Source organism: Aliiroseovarius sp. ABM4_368 (assembly GCF_056161205.1).
Window position 1 is genome coordinate 41,122 of record NZ_JBSWYR010000002.1, and the last position, 15,684, is coordinate 56,805.

18 protein-coding genes are annotated in these 15,684 nt (G+C 60.3%); 6 read left to right on the top strand and 12 right to left on the bottom strand.

Features of this window, described 5'->3' with window-relative positions; genetic code table 11:
* Positions 1-38: 38 nt before the first annotated feature.
* The 8 genes from cobM to ACXAH3_RS06240 all read right to left on the bottom strand — a co-directional run bounded on the left by cobM (position 39) and on the right by ACXAH3_RS06240 (position 7,689).
* On the bottom strand, positions 39-830 hold the full coding sequence (gene cobM / locus ACXAH3_RS06205; RefSeq protein ID WP_474861208.1) for a precorrin-4 C(11)-methyltransferase: 792 nt from the start codon (positions 828-830) through the stop codon (positions 39-41).
* Complete coding sequence (gene cobJ / locus ACXAH3_RS06210) at positions 827-2,626, bottom strand: precorrin-3B C(17)-methyltransferase (RefSeq protein ID WP_474861209.1); 1,800 nt, start codon at positions 2,624-2,626, stop codon at positions 827-829. The genes cobM and cobJ overlap by 4 nt, the downstream gene beginning before the upstream one ends.
* Positions 2,617-3,318: a precorrin-2 C(20)-methyltransferase gene (cobI, locus tag ACXAH3_RS06215; RefSeq protein WP_474861210.1), complete on the bottom strand. Its 702-nt coding sequence runs from the start codon at positions 3,316-3,318 to the stop codon at positions 2,617-2,619. Before cobI ends, cobJ begins: the two co-directional genes overlap by 10 nt.
* Entirely contained in the window at positions 3,315-4,514 is a 1,200-nt protein-coding gene (gene cbiE / locus ACXAH3_RS06220; protein ID WP_474861211.1) for a precorrin-6y C5,15-methyltransferase (decarboxylating) subunit CbiE, read from the bottom strand. The genes cobI and cbiE overlap by 4 nt, the downstream gene beginning before the upstream one ends.
* On the bottom strand, positions 4,511-5,167 hold the full coding sequence (locus tag ACXAH3_RS06225; protein WP_474861212.1) for a precorrin-8X methylmutase: 657 nt from the start codon (positions 5,165-5,167) through the stop codon (positions 4,511-4,513). Before ACXAH3_RS06225 ends, cbiE begins: the two co-directional genes overlap by 4 nt.
* Positions 5,164-6,402: a sirohydrochlorin chelatase gene (locus ACXAH3_RS06230; protein ID WP_474861805.1), complete on the bottom strand. Its 1,239-nt coding sequence runs from the start codon at positions 6,400-6,402 to the stop codon at positions 5,164-5,166. The genes ACXAH3_RS06225 and ACXAH3_RS06230 overlap by 4 nt, the downstream gene beginning before the upstream one ends.
* Positions 6,403-6,423: 21 nt before the next feature.
* Positions 6,424-6,651, bottom strand: a complete 228-nt coding sequence (locus ACXAH3_RS06235) for a DUF6732 family protein (RefSeq protein ID WP_474861213.1) — start codon at positions 6,649-6,651, stop codon at positions 6,424-6,426.
* 216 nt (positions 6,652-6,867) lie between these two features.
* A complete protein-coding gene (locus ACXAH3_RS06240; RefSeq protein WP_474861214.1) occupies positions 6,868-7,689 on the bottom strand; it encodes a protein-disulfide reductase DsbD domain-containing protein in 822 nt (273 codons plus the stop codon).
* Positions 7,690-7,798: 109 nt separating this feature from the next.
* Here ACXAH3_RS06240 and ACXAH3_RS06245 point away from each other — a divergent pair, with 109 nt between their 5' ends.
* A complete protein-coding gene (locus tag ACXAH3_RS06245; protein ID WP_474861215.1) occupies positions 7,799-8,377 on the top strand; it encodes a YqgE/AlgH family protein in 579 nt (192 codons plus the stop codon).
* A 6-nt stretch (positions 8,378-8,383) separates the two neighbouring features.
* On the opposite strand, the gene ACXAH3_RS06250 is transcribed toward ACXAH3_RS06245, so the two are convergent.
* Entirely contained in the window at positions 8,384-9,340 is a 957-nt protein-coding gene (locus tag ACXAH3_RS06250) for an L-threonylcarbamoyladenylate synthase (protein ID WP_474861216.1), read from the bottom strand.
* A gap of 94 nt (positions 9,341-9,434) precedes the next feature.
* Here ACXAH3_RS06250 and ACXAH3_RS06255 point away from each other — a divergent pair, with 94 nt between their 5' ends.
* On the top strand, positions 9,435-11,156 hold the full coding sequence (locus tag ACXAH3_RS06255) for an acyl-CoA dehydrogenase (protein ID WP_474861217.1): 1,722 nt from the start codon (positions 9,435-9,437) through the stop codon (positions 11,154-11,156).
* Entirely contained in the window at positions 11,153-12,184 is a 1,032-nt protein-coding gene (locus ACXAH3_RS06260; protein ID WP_474861218.1) for an MBL fold metallo-hydrolase, read from the top strand. The genes ACXAH3_RS06255 and ACXAH3_RS06260 overlap by 4 nt, the downstream gene beginning before the upstream one ends.
* Here the strand turns inward: ACXAH3_RS06260 and ACXAH3_RS06265 are convergent.
* The gene (locus ACXAH3_RS06265) at positions 12,181-13,128 is read right to left on the bottom strand and encodes an NAD(P)-dependent oxidoreductase (RefSeq protein WP_474861219.1); all 948 of its coding nucleotides are present in this window, start codon (positions 13,126-13,128) and stop codon (positions 12,181-12,183) included. The genes ACXAH3_RS06260 and ACXAH3_RS06265 overlap by 4 nt on opposite strands.
* Positions 13,129-13,291: 163 nt before the next feature.
* Between ACXAH3_RS06265 and ACXAH3_RS06270 the strand changes: the two genes are divergently transcribed.
* From ACXAH3_RS06270 to ACXAH3_RS06280, 3 genes are all read left to right on the top strand, one after another.
* Complete coding sequence (locus ACXAH3_RS06270; protein ID WP_474861220.1) at positions 13,292-13,738, top strand: DUF6173 family protein; 447 nt, start codon at positions 13,292-13,294, stop codon at positions 13,736-13,738.
* Between the two features lie 95 nt (positions 13,739-13,833).
* A complete protein-coding gene (locus tag ACXAH3_RS06275; RefSeq protein WP_474861221.1) occupies positions 13,834-13,968 on the top strand; it encodes an aa3-type cytochrome c oxidase subunit IV in 135 nt (44 codons plus the stop codon).
* A gap of 38 nt (positions 13,969-14,006) precedes the next feature.
* Positions 14,007-14,603, top strand: a complete 597-nt coding sequence (locus ACXAH3_RS06280) for a hypothetical protein (protein ID WP_474861222.1) — start codon at positions 14,007-14,009, stop codon at positions 14,601-14,603.
* Between the two features lie 14 nt (positions 14,604-14,617).
* Here the strand turns inward: ACXAH3_RS06280 and ACXAH3_RS06285 are convergent, their stop codons facing one another.
* The gene (locus tag ACXAH3_RS06285; protein WP_474861223.1) at positions 14,618-14,950 is read right to left on the bottom strand and encodes an AzlD domain-containing protein; all 333 of its coding nucleotides are present in this window, start codon (positions 14,948-14,950) and stop codon (positions 14,618-14,620) included.
* Positions 14,950-15,660, bottom strand: a complete 711-nt coding sequence (locus ACXAH3_RS06290; protein ID WP_474861224.1) for an AzlC family ABC transporter permease — start codon at positions 15,658-15,660, stop codon at positions 14,950-14,952. Before ACXAH3_RS06290 ends, ACXAH3_RS06285 begins: the two co-directional genes overlap by 1 nt.
* Positions 15,661-15,684: the final 24 nt, after the last annotated feature.

The following is a 15,684-nucleotide window of genomic DNA, read 5'->3' on the forward strand; positions in this document are numbered from 1 at the left end:
ACTGCATATTCCGGATACGAAGCAGCCCCGCCATCAGATCATGTATTGTTATCTTCCACCAAATCGACACCAACCACCGGACGCAGCACATGAGGCTTTTCCGGATCATAAAGTGCTGAATCCTTGAAGTCGCGCCCGCGGTCCAGTGCAGGCCCAACAAGGATCAGCGCGGTGCGGGTGATCTTTTCAGCGCGGACCTTTTTGCGGATGTCCGCGATGGTGCCGCGAATGAGCATCTCGTCCGGCCAGCCGACGCGATAGGCGACAACCACGGGGCAATCCTCGCCGTAATAGGGCGTCAGCACCCGCTCGATCTCGCGCATGTTGCGCACGGCAAGGTGGATGGCCAGCGTGGCGCCGGTCTTTGCGAAATTCTCAAGCGTTTCGCCCTCGGGCATCGAGGTCGACTGCATCGACATACGCGTCAGCACGATCGACTGCGCAATCTCGGGGATGGTCAGTTCCTGGCCCAAAGCGGCAGCGGCAGCCGCATAGGCCGGCACGCCGGGGATCACCTGATAGTCGATGCCGTCGGCGTTCAGGCGACGGATCTGTTCGGCAATAGCGCCGTACAGCGACGGGTCGCCGGAATGCACGCGGGCGACATCTTCGCCGCGGGCGTGGGCGGCTTTGATTTCGGCGTGGGTGTCATCCAGCGTCATCGCGGCGGTATCCATGACTTTTGCATCGTCAGGAGCGCAGGCAACAACCTGTGGCGGGACCAGAGAGCCAGCGTAGAGACACACCGGGCATTCGCCGATAACGCGCTGTGCTTTCAGGGTCAGAAGTTCAGGATCGCCGGGGCCGGCACCAATGAAATAGACGGTCATGACAGGTCTCCATCAATGCGACGGGCATAGCCGCGCGGGGTAAACATACGGGGGCCTTCACCCAGCTGCGCAAGGCGCGAATTCGACGACCCCACCAGAACCACGGTCAGCATATCGACCTCGTCCACCTGCAATTCATCAAGGCGACGATAGCGGATATTTTCGGTCGGGCGGCCCAAGTTGGAGGCCAGCATCACAGGCGTGTCTGCAGGGCGATGCTTCAGCAGAATATCACGGGCTTCCGCCAACAGTGTGCGACGCTTCATCGACACGGGATTGTAGAAAGCGATCACAAAATCACCCTCAGCAGCGGCATGCAGACGCTTCACGATATCCTCGCGGTGGGTTAGCAGATCCGACAGAGAGATGGCGCAGAAATCGTGGCCCAATGGCGCGCCTGCACGGGCGGCTGCCCCTTGCAGCGCGGACACACCGGGGGTGGAGACAACTTCGACCCGACGCGCTGCATCCGAAACGCCTTTTTCTTCGGCGGTGCGGTCCAGAAGTTCATAGACCAGCGCGCCCATTGCATAGATGCCCGCGTCACCCGAGCAGACCAGAGCCACGTTCTTGCCCTTGCCCGCCTGCTCCAGTGCATAACGGCAGCGATCTTCTTCACCTCCAAGCGGAAAGTCGGACCGGGTTTTGCCAGCAGCCAACGGGCCAATCAAGTCGATATAGAGGCCATAGCCCACCAGCTCCTCGGCCTCTTGCAGCAGGTGGCTGGCTTCCGGCGTGCGCCATGTGTGCTGGCCCGGCCCGATCGAGACGATGGACAGCTTGCCACGGGTGCGGCCGCGCATCTCGGTGATCGGCTCGGGTACACGCGCGATGGCGCAGGTGGTGTTGGCGGTTTTGACCTTTTCGACGACCAGTTCGGCGTCGGGTCCAGCAGCGGCCAGAGCCGCACCTTCCGACACGCCATGACAGCCAACTTCCGCGAACACAACATCCGAAGGGTTCGCAAGACGCGCGGACTCGGCTTCCAGTTCTTCTGCGGTGAACACGCGGAAAGGCACGTCCAGACGTCGAGCGAGATCATTCATCGCACGTTCGTCGGCTTTCAAGTCAAGCGAGGTCACGCAGGCAATGGCCCCGGGTGCAATATTGGCGGCGGCCAGCTGTTCGGACACGTTCTGCCACAGCTCTTCCGGGTCGGCATTGCGCGCACAGCCCACGCCCAGCGCGAAGCGTTGCGGGTGATAGGCCAGTCGGGTCGGACCGGTCTCGACCGGTGCTTCCGAAACAACCAATTCAACCAAACCGCCCGCATCTTCGATGTCAAAGATGTTCTCACCCACGATGGACACGCCAGCGCCGGACAAGAGTTCTGCCATGGCTTCCTTGGCGTCGCTCTGATTGGCCAGACGATAACCCACGGGCGGCTCGTCCAGCGCCACGCCCATCGACACGTCACCTGCGGTGGTTACAGCAGCGGTCGCGCCGATCTCGGCGGCAATCTGCGAGGCCAAACGGTTTGCCCCACGATGCCCGCCCAGCAAAGGCAGCACGGCGGAACCATCATCTGCCACGGCCACAACCGGTGGCTCGGCCAGTTTGTTGGCAAGGATCGGTGCAACGGCGCGGATCAGGATGCCCGCAGCGCAGACGCCTACAATGGGCGTACCCGCAGCAAACAGCATCCGCGTGTGATCTAGCGCGTTGGGAAAGAACGCGTCGGCATTCTCCACGCGTCCCTCGCGTCCATGGACCTGCGCGCCCAGAAGTTTCGCGACCCGGTGGGCCAGAGGTTCGCCTGAAGCATTCAAGCAGATAACAACAGGCGTTACAGCCATGGGTCAGTTCCTTTCGCAAGCAGGATCATCGAGAAATAGGGGGCCTTTTCAGGCGCCTCGGACAGGGGCAGAACGACTTCTTCAGGCAAGCTGGCGCGCTCCACATAGGTGGCTTTCGCCGTCAGGCCGAGGTCGTCAATCACGCTGCGGATCTTGGGCAAGTGACGGCCGACTTTCATGATCGCCACCGACTCGGCGCCTTCGATACGCGACCGAAGTTCAGCTTCGTCCAGCGGGCCGGGCAGCACGGTCAGGCGTTCGTTGCGCGCGACCAAGGGCTTCTGCGCCCGTGCGGCCACCGTAGTGATCGAGGTTACACCGGGAATAATCTCGCAGTCGAACCGATCGGACAGGCGGGCAAACAGATACATGAACGAGCCATAGAAGAACGGGTCGCCCTCGCACAACACGACCACATCGTCGCCTGCTTCCAGACGTTCCGCAATCTGCGCAGCACCCGCGTCATAGGCGGCTTGGGCGGGCGCGCGTTCGACCGTCATCGGGACGGGGATGCGGATTTCGTCGGCGTCGTCCGCGATCAGGCCCGCCGCGATGGACCGCGCGAAGCTGTCGCCATGTTCTAACGCCGGATAGGCCACGACTTTCGCCGCAGCAATCAGGCGCGCAGCCTTCAGCGTCATCAGCTCGGGGTCTCCCGGGCCAAGGCCGATCCCGTAAAGGGTTCCGTTCATCTTTTGATCAGGCTCCATTGGGTGACAGGGCGCAGGGGTTTCCAGCCGGACAGAGATCCCAGTTCCTCGGCCCGTTCCACAGACAGTTTCACCAGCTGTCCACCATGTTTCTTGTGTAGCGCGGTCAGGCACATCTCGCTTTCAATGGTGACGGCGTTCGCGACCAGACGGCCCAAGGGGCGCAGGGCGGCCCAAGCGGCGTCGAAGGTTTCCTCCGTCAGGCCGCCGCCGATGAACACAGCATCTGGGGCATCGAGGCCTTCCAACGCGGCGGGGACCATGCCGTCGACAAGCTCCAGACGCGGTACGCCCAGCGCCAACGCATTCGCAGCTGCCATAGCGCGGCGTTCGGGCTTGGGTTCGATCCCGATGGCACGAGCGTAACGGGCACCGCGCATCCATTCCACGGCGACCGAGCCGCAGCCCGTTCCTATGTCCCACAACAAAGCCCCGCGCATCGGCATCAGCTTCGCCAGAGTGATCGCGCGGACCTCTTGCTTGGTCATGGTGCCGTCAGATTGGAACAGCTTATCCGCCAGCCCCGGCACGCGCGGCAGCAGGGCGGCATCAGGCGCGGCAACACAGTCAACCGCGAGCGTGTTGAACTCGGGCACCTCGTGGTCCCAGCTTTCCGCCAGCCCATCAAACCGCGCTTCCTTGTCGCCGCCCATATGGGCCAACACGGTCATGCGGGATTTGCCAAAACCGCGTTCTGTCAGGAAGGCGGCGATCTGGGCGGGAGTCTCAGACCCCGTGGTCAACACCAACAGCCGTGCATCCGGCTGGATAAAGGCAATCATCTGCTCGACAGGGCGCCCGTGCACCGTCAGCGTTTCCAGATCCGCCATCGACCAGCCCATGCGGGCGGCGGCCAGTTGGAACGCACCAACCTGCGGGTGATAGACAATTTCGGACGCATCGAAATGACGGCCAATCTTCGCCCCGACCGAGAACCACAAAGGGTCGCCGGTCGCCAGCACCGCCACACGCTTGCCATGCCGCGCTTCCAGTTCGGAAATCAGACTGTCAAAGGGCGAGGGCCACGCAAGGCGTTCTGCCTGCGTGTCCAGCATCTCGTGATGGCGCTTGCCGCCCACAATAGCCTCGGCCGCATCCAGAACCGCACGGGTCGCCGGAGCCAGCCCGTCGACGCCATCTTCTCCGATGCCGATGATATGCAGCCAGCGTTGGGTCATGCATTCTCCTCCGGCAATCCAGCCGCCAGCGCGTTCACTGCCGCTGAGGCAATCGCCGAGCCGCCGCGACGTCCGCGCAGGGCGACAAACTCGCAGCCGCGTGAATTGTTGGCCAGTTCTGCTTTGCTTTCGGCAGCGCCGACAAAGCCCACTGGGAAGCCAAGAATCACGGCGGGTTTCGGTCCGCCCGCATCAATCAGCTCCAACAAGTGGAACAAAGCAGTGGGGGCGTTGCCCACGGCAACCACTGCACCGTCCAGCTTGTCCGCCCACAGCTCGACCGCAGCGGCGGAGCGCGTATTGCCGATCTCTTTCGCAAGAGGCGGCGTGCGCGGATCGTTCAGGGTGACGATCACCTCGTTCTCGGCGGGCAGATAGCGGCGGATGATCCCCGCGCCCACCATCTCGCAGTCGCAAAAGACGGGTGCGCCGGATTTCAGCGCCGCATGCCCAACCTCGTAGGCGTTTTGAGAGAACGCCAGACGATCCGCAACCTCGACCATGCCGCAGGCGTGGATCACACGGGTTGCCAGCGCTGCCATGCCGCCCGGGAAACGGTCCAACCGGGCTTCGCGGCGCAGGGTCGCGAAGCTTTCGGCATAGATCGCCATCGGGTCGCGCTCATAGCGCAAGGGGGGGCGGCCCGTGCTCATTTCGAGCGTGCCGATTCTGGGCCATGCGGGTGTTTCGCATGAGGATATTCCGCGTGTACGTGGTCATGATCATGGTGATGATGGTGATCGTACCCGTGATCATGGTGGTGATGGTGATGCCCATGGTCGTGATCATGGCTGTGGTCATGATCGTGATGATGGTGGTGGTGGTGATGACTGATATAGAGGCGGCATTCGCCGGTGCAGAATGTGTCACACATCTTACAATCCGCCACGTTCGAGCCAGGTGCCGATGCCCCCTGCCCTTCAACGTGATGGTGATGGCTTTCCTGAATGGCGCCCACTTCGGCCTCGAACCCCAGAACTTCCACGCGGTATTTGCACATCACGCAGGTGGGCGGCGGAACGTCTGCGAAGGCGGGGTGCTTTTCGCGATCCTCGACGGAAATAGTCTTCTCTTCGCCGCCATCCATTGCCAGAACCTGTGTACGATAGCCACACGTGCCGCAGTTCGGCGGGCGCATTTCGCCCAACTGTTCGGTCACACGCTCGGCAAAGGTTTCCAGAACCTTCGGGTGATCGTTTAGATAGCCAGCTTTGACGAAATGGATGTCTGGGTTTTCAGAGGCAACCTTGTCGGTGAACCCATAGATCCGGTCGATCAGGATGCCCGAAAACAGGAAATACGGGAACACGATGACGCGCTTGTAACCCAGCTTGGTCACATGGTTCAGGCAGGGTTCAACCAATGGGAAGGTCACGCCGGAATAGCCCACTTCCAACCAGCCAAAGCCCATGCCTTCCTGCAACAGGCGCGCCACCTTGGCGACGTTACCGTTGGCGTCCGGGTCCGATGCGCCACGGCCAATAACCACAAGGCAGGTTTCTTCCAGCGGCACCTCACCCTGTTCAGCATTGGCGGCGTCGACGGCCTCCTGAATGCGCGCACCAGCGGCGGCGATCATCTTGGGATCCACGCCCAGTTCGCGCCCATAGGTCACGTCGATCCCGTGCTTTTCCGCATAGGAGTTCAGAACCGTCGGAATGTCATTCTTGGTGTGCATCGCGGCAAACAGCATGCCCGGCACGGCCAGAATGCGGTCACAGCCCGCTTCACGCAGACGGTCCAAACCGTCGCGGATCACCGGGTTTGCGAACTCCAGATAGCCATAATCGGTCAGCCAGTCGTCTGGGAAGTAGGCCGGGAGTTTTTCAGCTAGGACTGCGAACTGGTCCACAGCGTCCTGGCTACGCGAGCCATGCCCGCAGATCATCACACCAATTTTCGACACGGGTTATGCCTCCTGCGGCTTGCTATCAGTCTCGTCTGCATCGGCGTCTTCTGCCTTGGCGTCGTTGCCCTTTTGGCCCTTCAGCGCTGCCCACAGACCAATGGCCGCTGCCAAACCAATCAGGATGATCGCCCCGATATGGTCATGTCCTGCGACCTCTCCGATATGGCTGGGGTGAGCAATGGCGGGTCCGGCCAGAAGGCCAAGAACGACAAGAGCAAAACGGGTCATGCGACATCCTTTCACGCATAATGCGGGCGCAAAGAGGGTGCCTCTTACGTTCAACGACGCTGCGTCTGATCCCCTATCTGGGTCGATCGTCGACAGCCAACCTCTCTGGCCCATAAGGGCTTCGTTGGATTGTCTATAGAAAGCGATGGGGTCAGGCGCAATGGGAAAGGCGGCACGGCGGGGCCGTTTGGCGACATTACAGGGCGGCTGTTGGCGCTAACCGCCCGTGCAGCCGCGAATATCCACGCCGCGCCCAGCCGCCAACACCGTCAAACGCACGTCCGAGCGGTTCAGAAGGAACGGCTTGCCGGTGGTCGGAACAAGCTCGGCCACGGTGGTCAGCACATTGCCCTGCCGACCGGTCGACAGAGTGTTCACCCAAAGCGAGGGGTCGGCGGTTTCAATCACGACCACTTCACCACGCCCGACACGGGGCATGTCAATTTTCGCCGTAAGGCGCAGCCCGTCCTTGATCGGTTCCACTTGGCAAATGGCTTTGCGCACCCCAGCTTCAGCCCCCGTATCAGGCCGCTCACTAAGCGCGCGTTTGATCGGACGCGCCGCTTTCATGGCCTCGGCGGGCAACGTAACAGAAATCTCGGCGTCCATCGGCATGCACACATCCCTGCATACGCCAAGATTCACCCTGCCTTTAAGCGTGATCGGCTGACCCGCTTGGCTGGGCGTCAAGCTCATCGGCAGGATCAGTTCGTGTGAATAGCCGATCGTCTGCATGCCGGCTGTGTCAAATACCTCGGGCACCGGCCAGTGGAAGGTCACACCCGCTAGGTTGCCCGATCCGCGCCAATCAAGGCTTGGCGGAATGCCCGCGTCACCCGGACTACGCCAATAGGTTTTCCAACCATCTGCCAACCGCACCCGAAGAGCGGCCATGTGGTTGCCTGACGCATCGCGCCAGCCCGGCAGCACGTCGATCTGCGCCACATCCTCAAGCGACAAGGACGCACCGGATTGGGCCGTGGCTGGAGTGACCAGCGACAGCGCCCCAAGGCCAGCGGCAAGGAAAGCATGTTTCATATTCATGCCCAAATACATAAGCCCCTACGCGCCGGTGTAAAATCACAAAAACTGGATAAGTTGTGACCAGCCCTTGCAAAGCAACGCTGGGGTCGCTTTTCTATTAACTATGAGCGACACCGATCCCACCGAAATGAACCTCAGCGGAAAGCTGTTGATTGCCATGCCCGGAATGGGCGACCCGCGGTTTGAAAAATCCGTGGTGTTCATGTGCGCGCATTCGCCAGAAGGGGCGATGGGGCTGATCGTGAACAAACCCTCGGCCGACCTGTCCTTGGGCGATGTGCTGGCACAGCTCGAGATCGATGCAAGTTCGATCACCAAGGCAGGAAAGGTGTTTTTTGGCGGGCCTGTCGAAGGTGGGCGTGGGTTCGTTTTACACTCGGGCGAATACAACAACGATGACTCGACGCTGAAAGTGGATGACGTGTTTTCGATGACCGCGACGCGCGACATTCTCGAGGCAATGGCCCATGGCGAAGGGCCGCAAGAGGCTTTGGCCGCATTGGGTTATGCCGGATGGTCACCGGGTCAGATCGAGGATGAGATCCAGCAGAATGCGTGGCTGACCTGTGATGCCGAGAAGGCGATTGTCTTTGCTGCCGATAACGACGGAAAGTGGTCCGCTGCGCTGGCCAAGCTGGGTATTGATCCACTGCTTCTGTCGGCTGAAGGCGGTCACGCTTAATCGCACTTAATCTCGCGGTGCAGCGGCCCGACGCAATCGGTCATTGATCGCGCGCCCTAACCCATGGTTGGGAATGGGGGATACTGCAATCGGTGCTTCGCCCTCTGAATCCAGCTTGTGAAGACAGCCAAAAAGATTCGCCGCCGCCTCGACCAAATCGCCCGTGGGCGACAGATTCAACACGGCCTCGACATCCCCAAATCCCAACAGACGTTCACCCGGCGCGACAGTTTCCGCATTCAAACGCATCCGCGCAATCGGCGCATAATGTGACTGAAGCTGACCCGGCGCATTGATCGCCTCGTCCTGACCCCGGAACGCAAGAGGCCCACCCAATGCAGCTTCAAGCGCTTCAACCGGTAGACCGCCGGGACGCAAAAGAGTGGGTACAGGGTCCAGCCCTACGATGGTGCTTTCCAGCCCAACACCACAGGGGCCGCCGTCCAAAACGGCCTCGATCCGGCCCGACAGCCCGTCTAACACATGTTGCGCGGTCGAGGGGCTGATCCGCCCCGACGGGTTGGCCGAGGGCGCGGCGACGGGAATATTGGCGGTTCGCAGAAGACGTTGCGCCAGAAGATGTTCTGGCACACGGATCGCAACGGTCGGCAAACCGGCAGATACCAGCGCCGATAACGGCCCGTTTGGTTTCAACGGCAACACAAGCGTAAGTGGCCCCGGCCAAAACGCCATCGCCAGATCACAGGCGAGGCCAGACAGCTCGGCATAGTCCGCCACTGCGTCGACCGAGGGCAAATGCACGATCAACGGATTGAAATGAGGACGACCTTTGGCTTCGAAAATCCGCGCCACCGCCCGGTCATCCGTCGCGTTCGCCCCCAGCCCGTAAACCGTCTCGGTCGGGAAGGACACCAAAGCGCCCGCGCGCAGCAGTTCGGCGGCGCGAGCAATCCCGTCCGCGTCGTCCTGCAAATGCTCGGTTTTCAATTCGCGCTCGGCCATGACGCTGCGTTTTCCTTTGCCCACCAGATGACCTTCGGTAATTGGTCAATTAAGACCAGTTAAGGGCCTAAGCCCACAAAGCCAAGGATCGAACATGACTTATCGCGCCACTACCGACGACTTTCAATTCCTGTTTGATCACATCATCGGCTATGACGACATCTCCGCGACCGAGCTTTTTGCCGAGGCCCCCAGTGACATGGCAAGCGCAGTTCTGACTGAAGCGGGCAAGATGTGTGAAGACAAATTGGCGCCCTCGCATCGGGATGGCGACCTAACTCCGGCTGTCCTTGAAAATGGTGTTGTGCGCACCTCACCGGGTTTTGCAGACAGCTATGCCGCGATTGCCGAAGGTGGCTGGATCGGTATGGCCGCGGACCCGGAATATGGCGGCATGGGGCTGCCGTTAACACTGCAAACAGCTGTAAACGACATGATGTCTGCCGCGAACCTGTCACTGCAGCTTTGCCCCTTGATGAGCCAAGGCCAAATCGAGGCGTTGGAGCACCACGCGTCCGAAGACATCAAGTCACTATACCTGCCCAAGCTGATCTCAGGCGAATGGGCCGGCACAATGAACCTGACCGAGGCTCAGGCAGGGTCAGATGTGGGTGCGCTCAGCTCGAAGGCCGTGGACAACAGCGACGGCACCTATTCGGTAACCGGACAAAAGATTTTCATCAGCTGGGGCGACAACGACATCACCGAAAACGTGTGCCACTTGGTTCTGGCGCGCTTGCCTGATGGCGTACCGGGTACCAAGGGGATTTCGTTGTTTCTTGTGCCGAAACTTATCCCGGATGCAGATGGTAACCCCGGCGAAAAGAACGATCTGCGTGTCGTCAGCCTTGAACACAAGATGGGCCTGCATGGCAGCCCGACGGCGGTTATGTCGTTTGAAGGCGCGCGCGGTTGGATGATCGGCGAACCGCATAAAGGCATGGCCGCGATGTTCACCATGATGAACAACGCCCGTTTGGGTGTAGGGGTGCAGGGCCTGGGTGCTGGTGAAGGTGCATACCAGAAAGCTCTGGCCTATGCCCTGGACCGCAAGCAGGGCCCTTCGCCTCTGGGCGAGAACGGCACCGGTATGATTATCGATTTCGCCGATGTGCGCCGGATGCTGACGCAGATGCGCAGCGAGCTGTTCGCCGCCCGCGCGATGGCGCTGTCGCTAGCGAAAGCGCTCGACATGGCGCGCGCCACTGGCGACGAAAGCTGGACCGCCCGCGCGGCCTTGCTAACCCCGATCGTCAAAGCCTATGGCACCGAAACCGGCATTCTGGTTAGCCACCTGGGCGTTCAGATCCACGGCGGAATGGGTTTCATCGAAGAAACCGGAGCAGCTCAGTACTGCCGCGATGTGCGTGTGACCGCGATCTATGAAGGCACCAATGGTATTCAGGCGATGGACCTTGTGGGCCGTAAAATGATGGACGGCGGCGAAGCGGCGTTCCGTCTGCTGGACGAAATCGAGGGTCAGGCCGAAGGCGCCCGCGCCATGTTCCCCACCATGTCCGAAGCCGTCTGGTCCGCTGCCGAAGACCTGCGCGAAACCGTCGAATGGATGGTCGAACAGGGCGACATGCAAGACCGCTTCGCCGGTGCTGTGCCGTTCCTGATGGGCTTTGCCCGCGTGTTGGGCGCGCATATGCATCTGAAAGCAGCGATTGCCGAAGGTGGCAAAGGCGCTCGCACGGAACTGGCCCGTTTCTACATCAACCGCTTGCTGCCCGAACATGTGGCCCAGTTCACCCAAGCCCGCGCAGGCGCTGCTGGCCTATATGCACTCAGCCCGGAAGATTTGGCATCGTGAGCGGCAAACTGAACTTCCCCTTCCCGGATATCCCCGGCGAGGGCGAAGCCATTGAGGTCGCAACCGGTGTGCTTTGGGCGCGTCTGCCTTTGCCGATGGCGCTGGACCACGTGAACGTCTTCGCTTTCGAGGATCCAGAAGGCTGGACCATCGTCGATACCGGATTTGACACCGGCAAGGCCCGTCGCATCTGGGAAAAGCTGCTGGCAGGTCCGCTGGGCGGTAAGCCCGTGGTGCGCGTGATCGTCACCCACCATCACCCAGACCACGTAGGCCTCGCCGGTTGGTTCCAGCGCGATCACGGCGCAGAGCTGGTTACGACCCGCACCGCATGGCTGTTCGCCCGTATGCTTTTGCTCGATGAACAGATGGAGCCGGTGGACGAAACACTGGCCTATTGGCGGGCAGCGGGGATGGACCGCGAGGTGTATGAGAAGCGCCTGACCGAACGCCCCTTCAACTATGTCGACATCGTCGCCGATATGCCCCTTGGCTTTAAGCGTATCAAGGAAGGCAGCCGCATTCGTTTCGGCGGGCGCGATTGGGATGTGAGGATGGGCAATGGCCATGCGCCGGAACACGCAACACTTTGGTCCACCGACGGGGAATTGGTGATCGGCGGCGATCAACTGCTGGCCACGATCAGCCCAAATCTTGGCGTCTATGCGACCGAACCCGATGCCGACCCGGTGGGCGATTGGCTGGAAGCCAACGAGCGGCTCAAGCAATTCGCCACGCCCGACCAACTGGTCCTGCCCGGCCACAAGCTGCCCTTCACAGGCCTGCCCACGCGGATGCGACAGTTGATCGACAACCACCACAGCGCTTTGCGTCGGTTGGAAGAGTTCCTGTCAGAGCCCCACACCGCAGGAGAATGCTTCCCACCGCTTTTCAAACGCGAAATCAGGGGCGGCGAATATGGATTGGCACTGGTCGAGGCTGTGGGCCACCTGAACCACCTTCTGCACGAAGGCCGCGCCACCCGCAGCAAGCGCGAAGATGGCGCGTGGGTTTGGCGCGCGGTCTAGCCGCGCGCAGGAACCACCTCGTAACCCGCTTCCTCGGGCTCATCATCCACCATTTCCGCCGGGAATCCGGGCGCGGTAATGTCCAGACCCGTTGCTTCCTCGAGCCGGCGAATGATGTCGTCCGACTGCGCTCGCTCGCCAAACCGCGCGATCCCGTCATTGAAGATCTCGATCATCAAAGGCGAAATTTCAAGCGGCACGCCGGTCCGCTCGGCGATGTCCTGAAACAGGCCAATGTCCTTCTTCACAAGGTCCATCGTGAAGGAAATGTCGCGCGAACCGTTCAGAATCACCTGACTTTCGGTTTCATGAACAAACGACGTGCCCGAGGAAATTTTGATCGCCTCATAGGTCGTCGCCAGATCCAGCCCGGCAGCTTTCATCGTCACCAGCGCCTCGCAACAGGTCAGCAGGTTCGCCGTTGCTAAATAGTTGGTCATCACCTTCAGAACCGAGGCCGAGCCAAGTTCGCCCGTATGCAGCACCCTTCGGCCCAACACGGTCAGGATCGGCAGCACGCGCTCAAACGTCGCCCGATCGCAGCCTGCAAAGATCGAGATATTGCCCGTATCCGCCCGGTGGCACCCGCCTGAAACCGGGCAGTCCACCGCAACGCCGCCCCGCGCAATAACCTCGGCACCCAGCCGTTTCACTTCGGCCTCGTCGGTGGTGGACATTTCCAACCAGATCTTGCCCTCGCAAACCTCGTCCAGCATCTCGCTTACCACAGCGTTGCAGGCCGCGGGCGACGGCAGGCAAGTGATCACCACTTCGCAATCACGCATCAAATTCGCAGGGTTTTCAGCAGCTTTCGCGCCGCGCGATACGAACTCCGCGACAAGATCCGGGTTCAGATCTAACACGGTCAAATCCTTACCGTTGCGCAACAGGCTGCCCGCCAGTTTTCCGCCGACATTCCCAAGCCCTACAAATCCGATTTTCATGGCATATCTCCTGATTTGAGCCCACGCTTTCAGCCGCCCCACCGCGTTTCTGTCCCGTTTCCGACATTCCACCCGAATTGCGACACTCATCATATCGTGACGTGACGACCACCGCGCACTGTGTCACTCTTGGCGGGTGTTAAGTTTAAGGAACGGTGCCTCTATGTCTGACGACGCCCCCAAATCCAAAGCCCGCCAACCGCGTGCGCATACCGCCAATTGCAGCGAATCCGGGCCGGTTGTGGTTGAAGATCAACCGCTTCCCGCCAAAGTGGCCGAAACCCCGGTCGAGCAGAAAAGCCCAGCACAATGGGCCTATGAACGGCTGATTCTTTATATCAAAAACTTCGAAGAACAGCTGGACAACGAACACGAGGTCGCCATGGGCTTTGCTGGCGGCGACGCGGGCGTGTTGCGGATTGAGGGAATCGGCTTTTTCGACCCGGATATCATCACCTATTACGGATCGGACGGAGAGGGCACAAAAACCCAATTGGTACAGCATGTCAGCCAACTTTCAGTGATGCTGCGCGCCCTTCCCAAACAGGTAGAAAGCGCCGAACCTAATCGCATCGGGTTTCGCTTAGCTGCACAGCTGGAAGAAGAATAGACGCAATCCGCCCTTGGAACGCAATCCGGGCCGTGACAGAGGCCCGGAAATCCGTTATCTCGTGCAAAACGCAAACTCTGAACAGGAATTGAACAATGGCTGAACACGTGCATGGCACCATGGATACAAGCTCTCAGGAAAAAACCTATGCGGGCTTTGTCAATGTAACCAAATGGACGGTCATCGCCATTCTGGGTATTTTGGTATTCTTGGCACTTGTCGGCGCATAACACCGGCATATCCAACTTCTTCTAGGTTCGAGGGTCCTATGCTTCGATTGCTTGCTGCGCTGTCGTTGATTCTTTCACTTGCCGCATGCGGTGGGGCGGTAAACGTGTGGGCGAGCGATCAAGAGGTCGCCGATGCCGTGTATCGGCATGACGCCGCCCCCACCCTCACCTTGTTCACCGTGATCTCGACCGCGTCGGGATCTGGGGCGCATTCGGCGCTTATGGTTAGCGGATCCCAGCGCGTGATCTTTGATCCGGCGGGCACGTTCAACCATCCGAACCTGCCTGAACGCAATGACGTGGTATACGGCATGACGGATCGGGCGGTGGACTTCTATATCGATTACCATGCTCGCGTGACCTATGACATGGTACAGCAGGATATCGTTGTCTCGCCGCAAGTGGCCGAGATGGCCAGACGCGCAGTCGAGCAATATGGCGCGGTGCCCAAAGCGCATTGTGGCCAGTCGGTCAGCGCGGTCCTAAGCAGCTTGCCGGGCTTTGAATCCATTCCGAAGACCTATTATCCGAAAAAGATCATGGACGCGTTTGCGAAACTTCCCGGCGTGCGCACGCAACGTTTCAGCGACGACGACCCCCACAAGGGCGGACGGATCATCACGCAGGGCATATAAGCCCTGCGTACCGCTTATCCCAGCAGGAACAACAACCCGTAAAGCGTGGCCGCTCCGGACAGGATTGCGGCCAGCACATTCTTGGTGAAATACCCCACAGCCAGCGTCATCAAAGCCGCGCCCAAACGAGCCGGGTCAGGATTGCCGCCCGTTGCATCCGGCCACAGCACAAGCGGCGCGACGAGGCCCGGAAGCACAGCAACGGGCGTATAGCGCAAATGGCGTAGCACCCATTCGGGCATCGGGCGGTCCCCTATGAGACCCAAAAAGCTGAAGCGGATCAGGAAGCTGCCAATTGCCATCACGAAGATGACCAGCCAAACTGTTGTGTGATTCAGCTCTTCCATCAGGCGGTCCTCCGTTCCATATAAAGTTCGACCTGGGCGCCCACGATCATCGCCCCAATCGCCGCCACCAGCAGACCCGAGCCATAAGGCATCCATGCCATTAACAGCGCCAACACGACCGACGTCGCCGCCGACGCCACATGCGCAAATGTGCGTAGGGCAGGTGCGATCATCGCAAGGAATGTGATGGGAAGGGCGAAATCCAATGCAAATTCAGGTGGCACCTGTGTACCCGCCACAGCCCCCAGATAAGAGGCGCCAAACCAAAACGGTATCAACGGCGCGACTGTGCCGACATAGTACATGAAACGCTCTGTCACAGTCAGATCACGTTCCATCTCGAATTTGATTTGCGACAAGGCATAGGCCTGATCCACCATCATATAGGCGACCAAAGCCCGCTTCCAGATCGGCGCACTGCCCAGATAGGGCGTCAGGGATGCGCTGTACATCGCCATGCGCAGGTTCACGGCCAGCGCGGTCAGGATCACGATTATCGTCGGCGCATTCTCGGTCATCAACTGCACCGCGGTGAACTGCGCAGCGCCTGCGATAACCATAACGGAAAAGCCCATCGTTTCAGCCAAGGTCAGCCCAGCTTCGGTCGCCACAACGCCAAAAAGCGCTGCAAACGGGATGATCACCAAAAGAAACGGAAGCGCATCGCGTGTTCCGCGCAGGAATTGTCGTTTCGGGTTGGACGTTGTCATGGGGAAATCCTAAATTACCCACAA

What these genes read in the sequence shown, in the direction of transcription:
- ACXAH3_RS06285 (WP_474861223.1), bottom strand. Translation starts at nt 14,950, where the DNA reads ATGGAAGAGCTGAATCACACAACAGTTTGGCTGGTCATCTTCGTGATG.
- ACXAH3_RS06250 (WP_474861216.1), bottom strand. Translation starts at nt 9,340, where the DNA reads ATGGCCGAGCGCGAATTGAAAACCGAGCATTTGCAGGACGACGCGGAC.
- ACXAH3_RS06240 (WP_474861214.1), bottom strand. Translation starts at nt 7,689, where the DNA reads ATGAAACATGCTTTCCTTGCCGCTGGCCTTGGGGCGCTGTCGCTGGTC.
- ACXAH3_RS06225 (WP_474861212.1), bottom strand. Translation starts at nt 5,167, where the DNA reads ATGAGCACGGGCCGCCCCCCCTTGCGCTATGAGCGCGACCCGATGGCG.
- cbiE (WP_474861211.1), bottom strand. Translation starts at nt 4,514, where the DNA reads ATGACCCAACGCTGGCTGCATATCATCGGCATCGGAGAAGATGGCGTC.
- ACXAH3_RS06235 (WP_474861213.1), bottom strand. Translation starts at nt 6,651, where the DNA reads ATGACCCGTTTTGCTCTTGTCGTTCTTGGCCTTCTGGCCGGACCCGCC.
- ACXAH3_RS06275 (WP_474861221.1), top strand. Translation starts at nt 13,834, where the DNA reads ATGGCTGAACACGTGCATGGCACCATGGATACAAGCTCTCAGGAAAAA.
- ACXAH3_RS06245 (WP_474861215.1), top strand. Translation starts at nt 7,799, where the DNA reads ATGAGCGACACCGATCCCACCGAAATGAACCTCAGCGGAAAGCTGTTG.
- ACXAH3_RS06265 (WP_474861219.1), bottom strand. Translation starts at nt 13,128, where the DNA reads ATGAAAATCGGATTTGTAGGGCTTGGGAATGTCGGCGGAAAACTGGCG.
- ACXAH3_RS06280 (WP_474861222.1), top strand. Translation starts at nt 14,007, where the DNA reads ATGCTTCGATTGCTTGCTGCGCTGTCGTTGATTCTTTCACTTGCCGCA.
- ACXAH3_RS06230 (WP_474861805.1), bottom strand. Translation starts at nt 6,402, where the DNA reads ATGATCTGCGGGCATGGCTCGCGTAGCCAGGACGCTGTGGACCAGTTC.
- cobI (WP_474861210.1), bottom strand. Translation starts at nt 3,318, where the DNA reads ATGAACGGAACCCTTTACGGGATCGGCCTTGGCCCGGGAGACCCCGAG.
- cobJ (WP_474861209.1), bottom strand. Translation starts at nt 2,626, where the DNA reads ATGGCTGTAACGCCTGTTGTTATCTGCTTGAATGCTTCAGGCGAACCT.
- ACXAH3_RS06290 (WP_474861224.1), bottom strand. Translation starts at nt 15,660, where the DNA reads ATGACAACGTCCAACCCGAAACGACAATTCCTGCGCGGAACACGCGAT.
- cobM (WP_474861208.1), bottom strand. Translation starts at nt 830, where the DNA reads ATGACCGTCTATTTCATTGGTGCCGGCCCCGGCGATCCTGAACTTCTG.
- ACXAH3_RS06255 (WP_474861217.1), top strand. Translation starts at nt 9,435, where the DNA reads ATGACTTATCGCGCCACTACCGACGACTTTCAATTCCTGTTTGATCAC.
- ACXAH3_RS06270 (WP_474861220.1), top strand. Translation starts at nt 13,292, where the DNA reads ATGTCTGACGACGCCCCCAAATCCAAAGCCCGCCAACCGCGTGCGCAT.